At 64.8% G+C, this 15,416-nt stretch carries 15 protein-coding genes and 2 riboswitches; of the genes, 9 read left to right on the top strand and 6 right to left on the bottom strand.

Features of this window, described 5'->3' with window-relative positions; genetic code table 11:
- The first annotated feature begins 22 nt into the window (after positions 1–22).
- The 9 genes from MSIL_RS06270 (at position 23) to MSIL_RS06230 (ending at position 10,195) form a co-directional block, all read left to right on the top strand.
- The gene (locus MSIL_RS06270) at positions 23–826 is read left to right on the top strand and encodes an SDR family NAD(P)-dependent oxidoreductase (RefSeq protein ID WP_012590259.1); all 804 of its coding nucleotides are present in this window, start codon (positions 23–25) and stop codon (positions 824–826) included.
- Between the two features lie 457 nt (positions 827–1,283).
- The gene (locus tag MSIL_RS06265) at positions 1,284–2,603 is read left to right on the top strand and encodes a glycosyltransferase family 2 protein (protein ID WP_012590258.1); all 1,320 of its coding nucleotides are present in this window, start codon (positions 1,284–1,286) and stop codon (positions 2,601–2,603) included.
- Between the two features lie 97 nt (positions 2,604–2,700).
- On the top strand, positions 2,701–3,336 hold the full coding sequence (locus tag MSIL_RS06260; protein ID WP_012590257.1) for a hypothetical protein: 636 nt from the start codon (positions 2,701–2,703) through the stop codon (positions 3,334–3,336).
- Between the two features lie 119 nt (positions 3,337–3,455).
- Positions 3,456–3,554, top strand: a riboswitch (glycine riboswitch).
- A gap of 3 nt (positions 3,555–3,557) precedes the next feature.
- A riboswitch (glycine riboswitch) is annotated at positions 3,558–3,669 on the top strand.
- Between the two features lie 62 nt (positions 3,670–3,731).
- Positions 3,732–4,865 (top strand): glycine cleavage system aminomethyltransferase GcvT, encoded by a 1,134-nt coding sequence (gcvT, locus tag MSIL_RS06255; protein ID WP_012590256.1) that lies wholly within the window; start codon positions 3,732–3,734, stop codon positions 4,863–4,865.
- Positions 4,865–5,242: a glycine cleavage system protein GcvH gene (gene gcvH, locus MSIL_RS06250; protein WP_012590255.1), complete on the top strand. Its 378-nt coding sequence runs from the start codon at positions 4,865–4,867 to the stop codon at positions 5,240–5,242. Before gcvT ends, gcvH begins: the two co-directional genes overlap by 1 nt.
- A gap of 51 nt (positions 5,243–5,293) precedes the next feature.
- The gene (gene gcvPA, locus MSIL_RS06245; RefSeq protein ID WP_012590254.1) at positions 5,294–6,634 is read left to right on the top strand and encodes an aminomethyl-transferring glycine dehydrogenase subunit GcvPA; all 1,341 of its coding nucleotides are present in this window, start codon (positions 5,294–5,296) and stop codon (positions 6,632–6,634) included.
- A gap of 1 nt (position 6,635) precedes the next feature.
- Positions 6,636–8,180, top strand: coding sequence for an aminomethyl-transferring glycine dehydrogenase subunit GcvPB (gcvPB, locus tag MSIL_RS06240; RefSeq protein WP_012590253.1), 1,545 nt, complete (start codon positions 6,636–6,638; stop codon positions 8,178–8,180).
- Positions 8,181–8,559: 379 nt separating this feature from the next.
- Entirely contained in the window at positions 8,560–8,979 is a 420-nt protein-coding gene (locus MSIL_RS06235; RefSeq protein ID WP_012590252.1) for a CopG family transcriptional regulator, read from the top strand.
- 277 nt (positions 8,980–9,256) lie between these two features.
- Entirely contained in the window at positions 9,257–10,195 is a 939-nt protein-coding gene (locus MSIL_RS06230; RefSeq protein ID WP_012590250.1) for an extracellular catalytic domain type 1 short-chain-length polyhydroxyalkanoate depolymerase, read from the top strand.
- Positions 10,196–10,273: 78 nt separating this feature from the next.
- Here the strand turns inward: MSIL_RS06230 and MSIL_RS06225 are convergent, their stop codons facing one another.
- From MSIL_RS06225 to dapD, 6 genes are all read right to left on the bottom strand, one after another.
- A complete protein-coding gene (locus MSIL_RS06225; protein WP_012590249.1) occupies positions 10,274–10,840 on the bottom strand; it encodes an invasion associated locus B family protein in 567 nt (188 codons plus the stop codon).
- 172 nt (positions 10,841–11,012) lie between these two features.
- Positions 11,013–11,969: a prephenate/arogenate dehydrogenase family protein gene (locus MSIL_RS06220; RefSeq protein ID WP_012590248.1), complete on the bottom strand. Its 957-nt coding sequence runs from the start codon at positions 11,967–11,969 to the stop codon at positions 11,013–11,015.
- 5 nt (positions 11,970–11,974) lie between these two features.
- Positions 11,975–13,090, bottom strand: coding sequence for a histidinol-phosphate transaminase (hisC, locus tag MSIL_RS06215; protein WP_012590247.1), 1,116 nt, complete (start codon positions 13,088–13,090; stop codon positions 11,975–11,977).
- A gap of 24 nt (positions 13,091–13,114) precedes the next feature.
- Positions 13,115–13,987 carry a chorismate mutase gene (locus tag MSIL_RS06210; RefSeq protein ID WP_012590246.1) on the bottom strand — a complete coding sequence of 291 codons (873 nt, stop codon included), beginning with the start codon at positions 13,985–13,987 and terminating at the stop codon, positions 13,115–13,117.
- A gap of 68 nt (positions 13,988–14,055) precedes the next feature.
- Entirely contained in the window at positions 14,056–14,559 is a 504-nt protein-coding gene (locus MSIL_RS06205; RefSeq protein ID WP_012590245.1) for a hypothetical protein, read from the bottom strand.
- Complete coding sequence (dapD, locus tag MSIL_RS06200) at positions 14,559–15,416, bottom strand: 2,3,4,5-tetrahydropyridine-2,6-dicarboxylate N-succinyltransferase (RefSeq protein ID WP_012590244.1); 858 nt, start codon at positions 15,414–15,416, stop codon at positions 14,559–14,561. The genes MSIL_RS06205 and dapD overlap by 1 nt, the downstream gene beginning before the upstream one ends.

Genomic DNA, 15,416 nt, shown 5'->3' with positions numbered 1-15,416 from the left:
CGCAAGAGGTCACGGCGCTGACATGACCGCGCGTTCCGTTCTCATCACCGGCGCCTCGAGCGGCATCGGCCGCGCGCTGGCGCTTGCCTATGCGCAACAGGGCGCCAGGCTTGCGCTGATCGGGCGCAACGCCGAACGACTCGAAGCCGTCGCCGAGGAGGCGCGGGCGCGCGGCGCCGAAGTGACGACGGGCCTCGTCGACGTGCGCGACCGGGCGGCGATGGCCGCTTTCATCGGCGCCGGGGATCGGCGCGCGCCCTTTGACCTCTGCATCGCCAACGCCGGCATCACGACGGGCCTCAAGCCGGGCGAAAGCTTTGAGGATCCGGACGCCGTGCGGGCTTTGCTGGCGGCCAATCTTTTTGGCGTGCTCAACACAGCCGAGCCGCTGCTCGGGCCGATGTGCGCCAGAAAGGCCGGCCAGCTCGCCTTCATCGGCTCGATCGCAGGCCTGCGTGGGCTGCCCTATTCGCCGGCCTATTGCGCCTCCAAGGCGGCTGTGCACGCCTATGCGGAATCGCTGCGCGCGCGGCTGGAGCCGGAAGGCCTCTGCGTCAGCCTCGTCATCGCCGGCTTCGTGAAAACGCCGCTGAACGACAGCATCGACGCCATGAAACCGCTCGAGATCAGCGATGCTGCAGCCGCGAAGATCATCCGCCGCGGCCTTGATCGCCGCAAGGCCGTGATCGCCTTTCCCTGGCCGCTTTATGCGCTTGCCCGATTCGGCCGCATTCTGCCGCCGCGCCTTGTCGACAAAATCTTGTCGCGAATCGTGGTGCGCGCGCCGAAGACGCAGGAGCGCGCGTCCTCGCTCGACGCGCCGTAGATCGATCGGAAATCGCTTAAGTTCAGAAGCTTGAGCGTGGACTTGGCCGGTCAGCTTGAAGCGCGTTTTATGGATTATGCTGTCGCCAACGAGCCCTTCGGAGCGCCTCAAAAAACCGTCTCAAAGCCTTCGGCTGGCCACAAATGAGGCTCTTTTAAGGCTTTGGTAATGTTAACATTTTCTGCTTTGAGACCACTCAACTCCTGCAACATTCTGTTGCAATTTGTTGGTTGTTCCAAAGCTCAGTTTAGGGCCTTTTCATCCTCGAAAGTTTCCACCCGCGGAAGTCGATCGAGCAAGGGTCCGCGTCGGCGCACAACGCGCAAGTGACGCAAAACCAAACCCCCTCGACGATTTCTTAAAGCGAAGCGCTCGATGTTTTGCAGCGTGAACGGCGTCATGTTCACGCGAAGAGGCGACGCAAGCGGATGGGAGACGGCAGTCGCGGGGGCGTGTTTTGACTCTGATTGATTTTCTGACGCTTCTCAGCGACACGGCCCTGGCGATCTCCGTAGCCGGCCTGATTTTCGTAGCCGGCGGATTTCTGGCTCTGATCGGCATCAATATTTTCGAACGCCTGCGCGGCCGCAAACTCGGCCGGCCGCTGCGCCATCTCATTCTCACCGACGCCGACCTGCCGCATGTGCTGGTGCAGATCCCCGTCTTTAACGAGCCCGAGACGGTGATCGGCGCGCTGCGCTCGGCCTCCGCGCTCGACTGGCCGCGCGACCGCCTGCATATCCAGCTGCTCGACGACAGCTTCGACGAGACCAGCGCGATTGCGGCGCGGGTGATCGGCGAATTGCACGATCGCGGCTTCAATGTCGCGCATCTGCGCCGCGGCGACCGTTCGGGCTATAAGGCGGGCGCGCTCGCGGCCGGCCTCGCCCATTCGTCGGCGCCCTATATCGCCGTGCTCGACGTCGATTTCCGGCCCCCGGCGAACTGGCTGCGCAAGATCATGCCGGCGCTGATCGCCGATCCGAAAGCAAGCTTCATCCAGTCGCGCTGCGAATTCGCCAACGCCAGCTCCAATTGGCTGACCCGCGCGCAGGGGCTGATGCTCGACGCTCATTATGTGCTGGAGCAGGCGACGCGCTATCGCGCCGGCTGGCTGTTTCAGTTCAACGGCACCGCCGGCGTGTGGCGCCGCTCCGCCATCAATGCGGCGGGCGGATGGTCCTCTGATTCGCTGTGCGAGGATCTCGACCTCACGGTGCGCGCCGAAATCGCCGGCTGGCACGGGCTGTTTTCCATGGATCCCCCGGTGCCGGGCCTCGTTCCCGACAAGGTCAAGCATTGGCGCGTGCAGCAGCGGCGCTGGTCGAACGGCTTTGTTCAGGTCGCGCGCAAGCTTCTGAAGCAAGTGTGGACGTCGGACTGGACCCTGCGCCGCAAGGCTTCGGCGCTGCTCCTCATCCTGGTGCAGACCTTCTATCCCTGCGCCGCCGTCGCTCTCGGGGCGCTCACCGCCAGCATCTTTTTGCGCTCCGGCGACGCCACCGCCTATCTGCCCGTGATCAATGTGATCGGCGCGCTGATCGCCATGGTCGCCATCGGCATGACGCTGACGCCCTATATCCTGCTGCAGCGTGGGTCGGCGACCCGCTATGTCGCGACGCTCGCCTCGCTGACGCCGCTGATGATCTTCGTCAGCCTCTCCAATGCGCCCTCGATCCTGAAGACTGTATTCGGCGCGGCGGATACCTGGACGCGCACGCCGAAGGCTCTGACCGTGCCGCTCGCGGCCCCCGGCGACCCGCTCGGCCGTTTCTGAACGCGGGGCTCCTCCACGATCGGAAAAATCCCTGTCTGGAGCTTTCGCCCGCACTGATGTAGAGCAGGGCCTCACAAGACGTGAGGAGCGGTCTTTCATGCGACTGGGCACTAACATTCGCGGCGCAATGCTCGGCGTCGCCGTCGCCGCGCTCGGAGTGAGCGCATTCGCCGAGGGCGCCTTCGCCGCAGGCGGCCTTTTGGACGGATTCAGCAGCTTCAACTGGGGCGAGTTCTTCACCTATCATGGGTCGAAGGAGAAGGCCGAAGGCAATTCGCGGCAGTCCGGCGGTCGCCATCTGTTCTGCCCCGAAATCATCATTCTCGACGGCACCGCCGCCGCGCAGACCTATGCCGGCTCGCCGCCGACCAATATGAATCTGCGCTATCAATATTCGCTCGGCGACGTCGTCCGCGAATGCGCGCTGCAAGGCGACCAGCTCGCATTGAAAATCGGCGTCGCCGGCAAGGTGCTGCTCGGGCCGGCCGGCGCTCCGGCCAGCTTTTCCGTGCCGCTCCGGGTCGCGATCATCAACACCAAGGACAATGATCCGATTGTCACCAAGCTCTATCATGTGGCGGCGACGATCCCGCAGGGCGAGGCGGTGACGGAGTTCACGCTGGTGACCGAACCGCTTCTCGTCCCCTTCATCCAGGATCACACGGAAGACGATTACACGATCAAGGTCGGCATCGACGAGGGCGCCCAGAAGGCGGCAGGCAAGGGCAAATAGCCTCGGCGCCCGGGCGATTTCTGCGTCCTGCGGCGGCCAATACGCCTTAAGTCTCAGGGCTTTTGTGGCGGCGCACCATTGACAGTGCAGCGCCGCGCGCCGATATCTGGAACGTCAATTTCCTCTCAGCGGAAGAGTCCGGTTTGGCTTTAGGCCGAGCCGGCGCCGAAGGCGCAACCGCCCCGGAAACGCTCAGGCCCACGGACCGCTGAGAGTTGACGCTCTGGAAAGCAGCCTTTCATGCGCGAAAGGCTCACCGAAGGAGGCAGCCCCGCAGGCGCCCGCTCTCTTGAGGGTCAGCGCGGGGGAACGCTCTCAGGTTCCCGGACAGAGGGGGCAAGGCCAGGCTCGATTCGTCGAGCTGCGTCTTTGCTCGAGCCTTATCCGAGGAACCCATGTCCGTTCAGTCCGCCCCCCTTCCCCTTGCGCGCACCCCCCTTTACGATCTTCATCTCGAGCTCGGCGCCCGCCTAGTCCCCTTCGCGGGCTATGAAATGCCGGTGCAATATCCGCCGGGCGTCATCGCCGAGCATCTCCACACCCGCGCCAAGGCCGGCCTGTTCGACGTCTCGCATATGGGACAGGCGCTGTTCGAGGGCGCCCACGCCTTGCGCGCGTTCGAACGGCTGACGCCCGGCGACATCGCCTCGCTCAATCCGGGGCAGATGCGCTACACGCAGCTGCTCGACGCCAACGGCCATATCCTTGACGATCTGATGGTGACGCGCCTCGCCAACGAAGGCGGCCGCCAGCGCCTGTTTCTCGTGGTCAACGCCGCGAGCAAGGCCGCCGATTTTGCCCATATCAGCGCCGCGCTGCCGGGATTTGCTCTGACGCCGCTGCCGCAGCTCGCGCTTCTGGCGCTGCAGGGACCGCAAGCCGCGGAGGTCCTCGAAAAAATCGTCCCGGTGGTCTCGCGATTGACCTTCATGCGATCCGCCGAATTCGAAGTCGATGGGGTCCGGCTGCGGATTTCCCGCTCGGGCTACACAGGGGAAGACGGCTTCGAGATTTCCCTGCCTGCCGCCAAGGCGGAAGTTTTCGCGCGGACGCTGCTGAGTGATCCGCGCGTGTTTCCGGTCGGGCTCGGCGCGCGCGATTCGCTGCGCCTCGAGGCGGGGCTTTGCCTCTGCGGCCACGACATCGACGGGGCGACGGATCCGGTCGAGGCCGGGCTTTTATGGTCGATCTCCAAACGCCGGCGCGTCGAAGGCGGCTTTCCGGGCTTTGCGCGCCTCGCGCAAGTCATGGCGCGCGGCCCGGAGCGGCGCCGCGTCGGCCTCATTCTCGATGGCAAGGCGCCCGCCCGCGAAGGCGCGGAAATCGAAACGCCGGATGGACGCGCCATCGGCCGGCTGACTTCGGGCGGCTACGCCCCGAGCCTCGGGCGTCCGATCGCCATGGGCTATGTCGCCGCGGCGGAGGCCGTTGTCGGCGCGCCGGTCAATCTGATCGTGCGCGGCAAGCCGACGCCGGCGCGGATCGCCGCGACGCCCTTCATGCCGCACGCCTATGTCAGGGGAGCCTAATGCCAAACATTCGCTACACCAAAGACCATGAATATATCAGGCCTGACCCGGACGGCGCCGTCGTCGGCATTACGGATTTCGCTCAGTCGCAATTGGGCGACGTCGTCTTCGTCGAGCTTCCCGTCATCGGCGCCGTCCTGGCGCGGGGCGCCGAGGCCGCCGTCGTCGAAAGCGTCAAGGCGGCGAGCGGCGTCAACGCGCCAGCCTCGGGCGAGGTTATCGAGGTCAATTCGGCTCTCGAAGAAAAGCCCGGCCTCGTCAACGAGGATCCGAACGGCTCAGGCTGGTTCTTCAAGCTGACGCTGGCCGACCCATCCGAACTCGACGCCCTCATGGACGAGGAGGCCTACGAGGCTTTCATCAAGACCATCGCCTGACACGGCAAAACCCGCGCGACCACCAAAGATCGAACTTTCGATTGGAACTCCATGCGCTATCTGCCCCTGAATTCTGAAGACCGCTCCGAAATGCTGGCGCGGATCGGCGTCGACTCGATCGACGCGCTGTTTTCGTCAATCCCTGAAGCAAGCCGGCTTTCGCGCGACCTCGATCTGCCGCTGCGGCGCAGCGAGATGGAGACGCAGCGCCTCTTGAGCGGTATGGCGGCGCGCAACACGCCGGCCAGCTCGGCGCCCTTCTTCATCGGCGCCGGCGCCTATAAGCATCACATCCCGGCGAGCGTCGATCATCTGATCCAGCGTTCGGAATTCTTGACGAGCTACACCCCCTATCAGCCGGAAATCTCGCAAGGCACGCTGCAGGCGATCTTCGAGTTTCAGACCCAGGTCGCGGCGCTGACCGCGATGGATGTCGCCAACGCCTCCATGTACGACGGCTCGACCGCGACGATGGAGGCCGTTCTGATGGCCCATCGCGTCACAAAGCGGCGCAAGGCTGTGCTGTCCGGCGGCCTCCATCCGCATTATGCGGACGTCGTGCGCACTGTCTCGAAGATGACGGACAATGACGCGCTGAGCCTGCCGCCCGACGTCTTCGCCGCGGAGGACCTTGCCGCCGAGATCGACGAAGAGACGTCCTGCGTCGTGGTCCAGACGCCGGACGCCTTCGGCAATTTGCGCGACCTCTCGCCGCTTGCTGCCGCGTGCAAGGAGCATGGCGCCCTTCTGATCGCCGTCTTCACCGAGGCGGTTTCGCTCGGCCTCGTCAAGCCGCCGGGCGCGATGGGCGCCGATATCGTCGTCGGCGAAGGCCAGTCGATCGGCAACGGCCTCAATTTTGGCGGCCCTTATGTCGGCCTCTTCGCCACAAGGCAAAAATATCTGCGGCAAATGCCGGGGCGCCTTTGCGGCGAGACGGTCGACGCCGATGGACGGCGCGGCTTCGTGCTGACGCTGTCGACGCGCGAGCAGCACATCAAGCGCGACAAGGCGACCTCCAGCATCTGCACCAACGCAGGGCTTTGCTGCCTCGCCTTCACTATGCATCTGACGCTGCTCGGCGAGGCGGGGCTGCGCCAGCTCGCGCGCGTCAATCACGCCAATGCGGTCGATCTCGCCGGGCGCTTCGCGCAGATCTATGGCGTGGAGGTGCTGAACCGCAGTTTTTTCAATGAATTCACCCTGCGCGTCCCCGGACCCGCCGCCGAGATCGTCGAACATCTGGCGCAAAAGGGCATTCTGGGGGGCGTGCCGGCCTCGCGCCTGTGGCCGGGCGAAGACCTCGACGATCTGATGATCGTGGCTTCGAGCGAAATCAACACTGACGAAGACCGGGCCGCCTTCGCCTCCGCTCTCAGAGGGATCGCCTAAGATGAACAGACCCGAACATCCGATCTCGGCCACCGAGACAGGGCGTCCCCGCTCCTTCACCTCCAATCGCGGCCTTTGCCTCGAAGAGGGGCTGATCTTCGAAATCGGCCGCCCGAACGTCACCGGCGTCGATATCGACGAGCCGGCGCCATTTGAAACGCGGCTCGGCGCCCTCGAGCGCGAGGAGCCGATCGGCCTGCCGGGGCTCAGCGAGCCGGAAGCGATGCGCCATTATGTGCGCCTGTCGCAAAAGAACTATTCGATCGATGCGGGCATCTATCCGCTCGGCTCCTGCACCATGAAGCATAACCCGCGGCTGAACGAGGCGATGGCCCGCCTGCCGGGTTTTGGCGACATCCATCCGCTGCAGCCGGAATCGACCGTCGCCGGCGCGCTGGAGCTGATCTCCGAATTGTCGCGCTGGCTGATGGAGATGACCGGCATGCCGGCGGTCGCCATGTCGCCGAAGGCTGGCGCGCATGGCGAGGCGTGCGGCATGATGGCGATCAAGGCGGCCATCGCCGCGCGGGGAGAGGCGGCGACCCGCCGGATCGTGCTCGTGCCGGAATCGGCGCATGGCACCAATCCGGCGAGCGCGGCGCTGGTCGGCTTTGCAACGCGCACCGTGCCTTGCGGCGCGGACGGACGCGTCGATCTTGCGGCCCTGAAAGGCCTGCTCGGACCGGACGTCGCCGCGATCATGCTGACCAATCCGAACACCTGCGGCCTGCTCGAGAGCGATATCGTCGCGATCGCCGAAGCGATGCATGAAGCCGGAGCCTATTTTTATTGCGACGGGGCGAATTTCAACGCGATCGTCGGCAAGACGCGGCCTGGCGACCTCGGCGTCGACGCGATGCATATCAATCTGCACAAGACATTTTCGACCCCGCATGGCGGCGGCGGCCCCGGCGCCGGGCCCGTCGTGCTGTCGGCCCGGCTCGCGCCCTTCGCGCCGGTCCCCTTCGTCCAAGAGGGCGAGAACGGGCTGCGGCTGGTCGAACATGTCGAGGCCGATTCGCGATCCTTTGGCCGCATGGCCGCCTTCCATGGCCAGATGGGAATGTTCGTCCGGGCGCTCTCCTACATGATGTCGCATGGCGCGGACGGATTGCGTCAAGCCTCCGAAGACGCCGTGCTGAGCGCAAATTACATCCGGGCGAGCCTCAGCGATCTGATGACGCAGCCCTTCGGCGACCAGCCCTGCATGCATGAAGTGCTGTTCGACGACGCATGGCTGAAGCCGACGGGGCTGTCCACACTCGATTTCGCCAAGGCGATGATCGACGAGGGCTATCACCCGATGACGATCTATTTCCCGCTGGTCGCGCATGGGGCGATGCTGATCGAGCCGACCGAATCGGAATCGAAGGCCTCGCTCGACCTGTTCATCGCGACTTTGCGCGATCTTGCCTTTTCCGCGCTCGACGGCGAACTCGACCGCTTTGTCGGCGCGCCGCATGATGCGCCGCGCCGGCGCCTCGACGAAACCCGCGCCGCGCGCAACCCGGTCCTGAAATGGACCGCGCCCGCGCAAGAGGGCTAGGCGCTTAGGGTCTGTTTGGGAACGCTCGCCGCTCGGGTCGAGCGATCGGCGCTTCCAAGCAGCCCTGCCTCGCCGGGCTTTTGGCCGCCTTGCAAAAATCCCCACATGAAAACTTAGGCCGCCGGGCGGCCTGAGCCGCGCCTCCTTGACTGAAACGGAGCTGCGTCAGTCTGCCTCACGGCCGTTCGGCGCTGCGCGGCGTTGTAGCCCCAGATGAAAATTTTGCAGTGCACAAAAGTTGACACATTTGTCATAAATGCTGGCTTATCCTATCCGGAGCAGCCGATCCGCTCCCGCAATTGTGACCCTCGACATTCTTTTCGCACTTGCGAGCCCGCCCAATACCATCCATATACCATCCATACAGATGGGGAACGACATGGGTGCGGAAATACACCGCCTACGCGACAAGATCTGCGATAGCGAGAAGATCACGATCAATCTCGGCTATGTCGATCTCGGCCATATCGATCTGCTTGTGCGGGAAGGATTTTATTCCAACCGGACGGACATGATCCGCACAGCCATCCGCAATCAGCTTCGGCTGCATGCGGACGACGTGAAGCAAACAATCGTGCGCGAGACCCTCGAAATCGGTCTGAGGCACTATAGCAGGGAGGATTTAGAAACGGTTAAGGCTGCCGGCGAGATGCTCAGCATCAAAGTCATCGGCCTGGCCATCATCGCCGACGACGTTCCATGCGACCTCGCGCTCTCGACTATCAAGTCGATCACGGTCCATGGCGCGCTTCAGGCGAGCAAAGTGGTCAAGATGACGCTTGCGGATCGGATTCGCTGATCGCGTGTCGGCGAAAATTTGAGATGCGGATGAGACTGCTGACCGCAATTCCAAAAGGACCAAGCAATGAAGATCACTCTCGACAGCGCGCTACGCAAGGCCACTGCGTTGACATCGCGCCAAAATCTGGTCGAGGCGACGAAAGTCATTCAACGGGCTTTGGGCGCGGCGCCCGAAACCCTGAGCGCGGCCAAACCTGCCTAAAGCGATCGCCGCGACGCCTTTGCCGGAACATCTTTCACCACGCCTACCCAGCGCTGCGACGCCTCTTTCGGAGATGTTCGACAAGCTGCGCCACGGCTTCGCGCCGGGGTTCGAATGGGCGGAGCCGACCGACGATGACGCGGCCCCGGAGACGAAGCCCGCGGGAGCTCAGTTTGTCGCGCGCTCTTTCACCTGCGCGGCCGGATCGCGCAGCTACAAGCTGTTCGTTCCCAGCAGCGCCGCCAAGAGCAAACGCAAAGCAATGCCGCTCATCGTCATGCTGCATGGCTGCAAGCAGGACCCGGATGATTTCGCGCGCGGCACCCGCATGAACGTCCTTGCCGAGGAAGATGGTTTTCTGGTCGCCTATCCGCAGCAATCCGGCAGTTCGAACCATATGGGGTGCTGGAACTGGTTCAATCTCAAGGATCAGGCGCGCGACTCCGGCGAAACCGCGATCATCGCTGGCATCGCTCGCGAGGTCATGGCGGAGTTTTCGGTCGATCCTGAGCGCGTCTTCGTTGCGGGCCTTTCTGCCGGCGGCGCCATGGCGGCCAATCTCAGCATGAGCTATCCGGATATTTTCAGGGCGGTCGGCATCCATTCCGGCCTGCCTTGCGGCGCGGCCACCGACGTCGTCTCGGCTTTCAACGCGATGCGGCACGGCGCCTCGACCACCGGCGCGACGCCGCCGGAGGTCAATGTCCGCACCATCGTGTTCCAGGGCGGCGCCGACCGAACCGTGCACCCCTCGAACGCCGATCTGATCGTCGCCTTCGCCAGCACCGGGATCAAGGGCGCCGTCGAGACGCGCGAACGCGGGGCCGGCAAGGACGGCGTTTCCTTCGAGCGCACCATCATCGCGGACGCCAAGGGCGTGCCGCAGGTGGAGTATTGGGCGCTCGAGGATTTGGGTCACGCCTGGTCGGGCGGACATTCCACCGGCTCCTTCACCGATCCGAATGGACCCGACGCCTCGCGGGAAATGCTGCGCTTTTTCATGCAGCATTGACGCCGGAGCGGAGCGAGCCGAAAGACAAAAAAGCGGGGCCGCAAGCCCCGCTTTTGTTTTGTCTTCAGACCGTCGATCTTACTGGCCGGCCTTCGGCGAAAGCGCGTCGAGCGCCTCGGCCAGACCCTTGCTGGATATAGCGGTCGAGAGTTGCTCGCCGCCGGCGTTGGTGATCGTCATCATGCCGTTGCGCCCTGCGGCGCGGAACGCCGCCAGCTGTTCCGGCGTGAGCAGCACGTCGGCAAGGCAGGCGCTATTCAGGCAGGACGAAAATGAAAGATTCGCCTTGCCGGCGTCAACGATGACTTCGGGGCCGGGCTGAAGCGTCAAATTGGCCTGCACGATTGCGACGAGCCGGGTCGGCTTGTCGGCGCTGTCGCGCACGAAAGCCAGACGCGCGACGGGCGGGAGCTGACCTTCGGGCTGCAGCACGATATCGGCCTCGCATTGTCCGGGCTGCGGATTGCAGATCACGGTCCAATCGCCAAATGTTTTCCGGCTCGGGGGCGGCGCGTTTGCGGGCTCGGCCGCCGACGGCGCGGATTGGCGCGGGGCCTCGGCGGGGGCAGGGGCGGCGGTTTGCGCAATCGCCGCAGAAGCGCAGGCGAGCGGGACGAACAGGGACAGAATCAAGCGATGGCGCATGGGCGTCGTTTCCAAAGTTTCTTGGTATGGGTCGAGAGAGCGGAAAGAGGCCGGCAGGCCGGCCTCTTTCGAGGGCAGCTTTAAGCACGATCGGCCGGCTTCGTCCAAATCGCCCCATCGCGACGATCCCGGATCGACCGATCCAGGCGAAAAACGCTGCAATTTTTCGGCGTCAGCCTTCCGTGTCGGCCTTGGCGCGGCGGCCGAAATCGGGCGCGGCGGTTTCCTGGCCAAGATCGATGATGCTGCGCCGGATGGCGCGCGTGCGGGCGAACAGATCCTGAAGCCCCTCGCCGTCGCCGCGCCGGATCATCCGTTGCAGCGCGGTCAAATCCTCGCTGAAGCGGCCCAGCATTTCCAGCACGGCGTCCTTGTTGGCCAGAAAGATGTCGCGCCACATGACGGGATCGGAGGCCGCGATTCGGGTGAAGTCGCGAAATCCGCCGGCGGAGAATTTGATGACCTCGGATTGCGTCACTTCCTCGAGATCGGCGGCAGTGCCAACGATATTATAGGCGATGAGATGCGGCACATGGCTCGTGATCGCCAGCACCAGATCGTGATGTGCGGCGCTCATGATTTCAACGTTTGCGCCGGCATGTTTCCACAAGGCGATGAGTTTTGCGACCGCGCGCGGATCGGCGTCGTCCGGCGGCGTGACGATCGTCCAGCGATTGTAAAACAGGCTGGCGAAGCCGGCGTCCGGGCCGGACTCCTCCGTTCCCGCGACAGGGTGGGCCGGGATCAGATGAACATTCGGCGGCAGCAGCGGGGCGAGCGCCGCGATGACGGCGGCCTTCACCGATCCGACGTCGGAAACGATCGTCCCATCCGCCAAATGCGGCGCCATATCGCGCGCAATATCCTCCATCGCCCCGACGGGAGCGCAGAGCACGACGAGGTCGGCGCCGGCGACGGCCTCGCCAAGCGTGTCCGGGACATGATCGGCGAGGCCGATTTCCAAAGCGCGCCGCCGCACCGCTGCGTTGGAGTCGAAGGCGATGATGCGGCGCGCAAGCCCCTTGCGGCGGACGATCCGCGCCAGCGACGAGCCGATCAGGCCGACGCCAATGATCGCCGCGCTTTCAAAAAGGGGCGCCTCCAGCGCGGGCCCAAGACCGTCCGGCAAATGCGTCAGCCCTTTGTGCGCGTCGCGATGAAATCCGCGAGCGCGGCGACGACGAGGCGATTGGCTTCTTCGGAGCCGACGGTAAGGCGCAGGCAATCGGGCAGCCCATAGGCGGCGACAGCGCGAAGGATCAGGCCGCGCGCGGTGAGAAAAGCGTCCGCCTCACGGGCTTCCTCGGCTCCGCGAAAGCGCAGCAGCAGAAAATTGCCCGCGCTGGGCGTCACCTCTATGCCGAGCGCCGCGATCTCGCGGGAAAGCCAATCGCGCCATTGATCATTGTGCGCGATGGAGGCTTCGATGTGCGCTGCGTCCGCGAGCGAGGCGAGGCCGGCGGCCATCGCCGCCGTGCTGGTGTTGAACGGCGCGCGGATGCGGTTGATGGCGTCGCAGACATGCTCCGGCGCATAGCACCAGCCGAGCCGGATCGCGGCGAGGCCGTGGATTTTCGAGAAGGTGCGCGTCATGACGACGTTTTCGCGCGCGCGAACCAGCGATTCGCCGGCCGCATAATCAGCCTGCGTCGCATATTCGGCATAGGCGGCGTCGATCACGAGCAGCACGTTCTGGGGCAGCGCGTCGGCGAGCCGCTCGACCTCGGCGATCGGCAGATAGGTGCCGGTCGGATTGTTCGGATTGGCCAAAAAGACGATTTTCGTCCGCGGTCCGACCTTGGCCAGGATCTGGTCGACGTCGGCGGTGACCTTCGTCTCCTTCGCCACAATGGGGGCCCCCCCGGCGGCGAGGATGGCGATCTTGTAGACGAGAAAGCCATGTTCGGTGAAAACGCCTTCATCGCCCGGCCCGAGATAGGCGCTCGCCAAAAGGTGAAGGATTTCGTCGGAGCCGGCGCCGCAGACGATCCGCTCCGGCTCCAGTCCGAATTTTGCGCCGATCGACATGCGCAGGACGCGGGCGGTGCCTTCGGGATAGGCCTCCAACCCTTCGGCGGCGGCGCGGACGGCCTCTTTCGCGCGCGGCGAAGGTCCGAGCGGCGTCTCATTGGACGATAATTTATAGATCCTGCCGACGCCCGGCGCCGAGCTCTTGCCCGGCACATAGGGGTCGATGCGAAACACCGCGGGAACGGGCAGGGGACGCGCGGCGCCTTCGGTCTTGGTCATTTTACCGCAAAACTCCGACGTGATTCATTGCGCGACGGCAAAAGGGGCGGGGTCGCGCCGGGCCTCGGCCGCCTTGCAGCGCGCCGCGTGGCCGCCGATCTCGACGACCGCGGCCTCGCTCACGGCGAAGGCGTCGGCCAACTCGGCGCGGCTCACTGCGCCGGGCGCTGAGACGAGGAGCGAAGCCTGCGGCCCTTCCGCGGCGGCGATGATGTCCGCCTCAATCTGCTCCAGCCGGACCTGTGGCGGGATCGCCGCGCCGCCCAGCGACACATCATAGATGATGACGTCGCGCACGGCCGCCTCGGCGAGCGGATGGGCGACGACAAACAGCGGCGTTCCGGCCGGATGATCGGGCCGCTCGACGAAGGGCAGGCGGGCGATGATTTTTGGCGCTCGCGAGTCCTTAAGGCGCCGCCACCAGCCGGACGAAGCGGGGCCGGCCGCGACCGGCACGAGCCCAAGGTCGCCGCTCGAGCGCAGCACGGCCTCGGTCACGGCGTCGGCGTCCGCGTGTGGCTGATAGGGGACCGTAAAGCCGAAGTGGAAGCGGCAACAGTCGCGCATCCGCGCATCGCCGCCCGACACGTCGGCGTGGACGGCATAGGCCGACTGCACATAGGTGAAGGTCGAGATGATGATGCGCCAGATGCTCTCGACCGTGTCGAGCGGCAGCAGGCCGCTGTGGCGGGAGACAAGCGCGCGCATCATGTCGGCTTCGCGCCCGGGGCGGAACGCAGACCTGCCCTCCAAGCCGCCGCCCTGGCGCGCCTTGGCCTCGATCAGCCGATGAATGATCTCGCCGCGCTTGATCAGGAGCTGGTGCAGCTCCGAATCGATGCAGTCGATCTCGACCCGCAAATCGGCGAGCGTTTCAAGACGGGCGGGATGGGTCATCGTGGGCTCAATGGCGCGGCTTGCTCTGGGAGCGATAAGCGTGTCTTAGCGCATTTGGCGCAGGATGTTCAAACGCGGGGCTCGACGGGCGTGAGCGCGCGCGGCTCGCGGAACCCCAGCTCGAGCACGGTCCAGACGACCGCCCCCACCAGCAGCGCGTCGACGCCGACGACATACCAATGCGACAGATTCTCGCTGACGCGCGGCTGCAGCCAATGCGCCGCGCCGGAAAACAGCACGCCAAGCGGAACGAGGCCGGCGAGCCCTGTCGGCAAGCCTCTCGCGCGCAGCCGTTTGGCCGAGAGATTGTAAAGGCTGATGCCGATGAAGATCACGCCGAGCGAATAGAAAAGCAGATAGACGAAGGTCGCGAGCGTTCGCCAGTCGATCAGGCTCGATTGCGGCGTCAGCTCGCGATAGGCGTAGGGCTCGACCAGCCGCCAGATCGTGGTCAGGATGATGAGGAGCACGGTCAAGAAGCCAAAGCCTGCGCGCCAGGTCCAGGCGTCGACCAGCCCTGCGTCCGTGCGGAAGCCGAACTGCGCCAGAAATTCCGCGAGCCTCTTTTGCATCAATCTCTCAAAAGATCGTTGATCGCCGTTTTCGCCCGCGTCTGCGCGTCGACCGTCTTGACGATCACGGCGCAATAGAGGGAGGGGCCGGGCGAGCCGTCCGGCAGCGGCTTGCCGGGCAGATTACCGGAGACCACCACGGAAAAGGGCGGCACATAGCCGATATGGATTTTGCCGGTGGCGCGGTCGATGATTTTGGTCGAGGCGGAAATAAAGGTGCCCATCGAGACCACCGCGCCCTCGCCGACGATGACGCCCTCGACGATCTCCGAGCGCGCGCCGATGAAGCAATCATCCTCGATGATGGTCGGATTGGCCTGCAACGGCTCCAGCACGCCGCCGATGCCGACGCCGCCGGAGAGATGCACATTCTTGCCGATCTGGGCGCAGGAGCCGACCGTGACCCAGGTGTCGACCATGGTATTTTGATCGACATAGGCGCCGAGATTAACGAAAGAGGGCATCAACACGACGCCCGGCGCAATATAGGCCGAGCGGCGCACGACGCAGCTCGGCACAGAGCGGAAGCCCGCCGCCGCATGCTCCTTCGCGCCCCAGCCGGCGAATTTGGAGGGGACCTTGTCCCACCAGGTCGCGCCGCCCGGCCCGCCCGGGATTTCGCCCATATCGTTGAGGCGGAAGGATAAAAGCACCGCCTTCTTCAGCCATTGATGCACGCGCCAGGATTGCGGGCCGCTCTCGCCGGCGATTTTCTCGGCGACGCGCAGCTTGCCGGCGTCGAGCAGATGAAGCGCGGCGTCGACCGCCTTGCGCACATCGCCCTGAGTCTGGGCGTTGATATTGGCGCGGTCCTCAAAGGCGGCCTCGATGATCGTTTCGAGGGCGGTATGCGTCAT

The sequence above is a fragment of the Methylocella silvestris BL2 genome (assembly GCF_000021745.1).
GTDB lineage: Bacteria > Pseudomonadota > Alphaproteobacteria > Rhizobiales > Beijerinckiaceae > Methylocapsa > Methylocapsa silvestris.
Note: the sequence above shows the minus strand (reverse complement) of the source record. Positions and strands in the feature narration are given on the sequence as shown.

Bases quoted from the DNA above. Each gene is read 5' to 3' on its own strand.
- MSIL_RS06205 (WP_012590245.1), bottom strand. From the start codon at position 14,559: ATGCAAAAGAGGCTCGCGGAATTTCTGGCGCAGTTCGGCTTCCGCACG.
- MSIL_RS06260 (WP_012590257.1), top strand. From the start codon at position 2,701: ATGCGACTGGGCACTAACATTCGCGGCGCAATGCTCGGCGTCGCCGTC.
- MSIL_RS06225 (WP_012590249.1), bottom strand. From the start codon at position 10,840: ATGCGCCATCGCTTGATTCTGTCCCTGTTCGTCCCGCTCGCCTGCGCT.
- MSIL_RS06210 (WP_012590246.1), bottom strand. From the start codon at position 13,987: ATGACCCATCCCGCCCGTCTTGAAACGCTCGCCGATTTGCGGGTCGAG.
- gcvPB (WP_012590253.1), top strand. From the start codon at position 6,636: ATGAACAGACCCGAACATCCGATCTCGGCCACCGAGACAGGGCGTCCC.
- gcvPA (WP_012590254.1), top strand. From the start codon at position 5,294: ATGCGCTATCTGCCCCTGAATTCTGAAGACCGCTCCGAAATGCTGGCG.
- dapD (WP_012590244.1), bottom strand. From the start codon at position 15,416: ATGACGCATACCGCCCTCGAAACGATCATCGAGGCCGCCTTTGAGGAC.
- MSIL_RS06235 (WP_012590252.1), top strand. From the start codon at position 8,560: ATGGGTGCGGAAATACACCGCCTACGCGACAAGATCTGCGATAGCGAG.
- MSIL_RS06230 (WP_012590250.1), top strand. From the start codon at position 9,257: ATGTTCGACAAGCTGCGCCACGGCTTCGCGCCGGGGTTCGAATGGGCG.
- MSIL_RS06270 (WP_012590259.1), top strand. From the start codon at position 23: ATGACCGCGCGTTCCGTTCTCATCACCGGCGCCTCGAGCGGCATCGGC.
- gcvT (WP_012590256.1), top strand. From the start codon at position 3,732: ATGTCCGTTCAGTCCGCCCCCCTTCCCCTTGCGCGCACCCCCCTTTAC.
- gcvH (WP_012590255.1), top strand. From the start codon at position 4,865: ATGCCAAACATTCGCTACACCAAAGACCATGAATATATCAGGCCTGAC.
- hisC (WP_012590247.1), bottom strand. From the start codon at position 13,090: ATGACCAAGACCGAAGGCGCCGCGCGTCCCCTGCCCGTTCCCGCGGTG.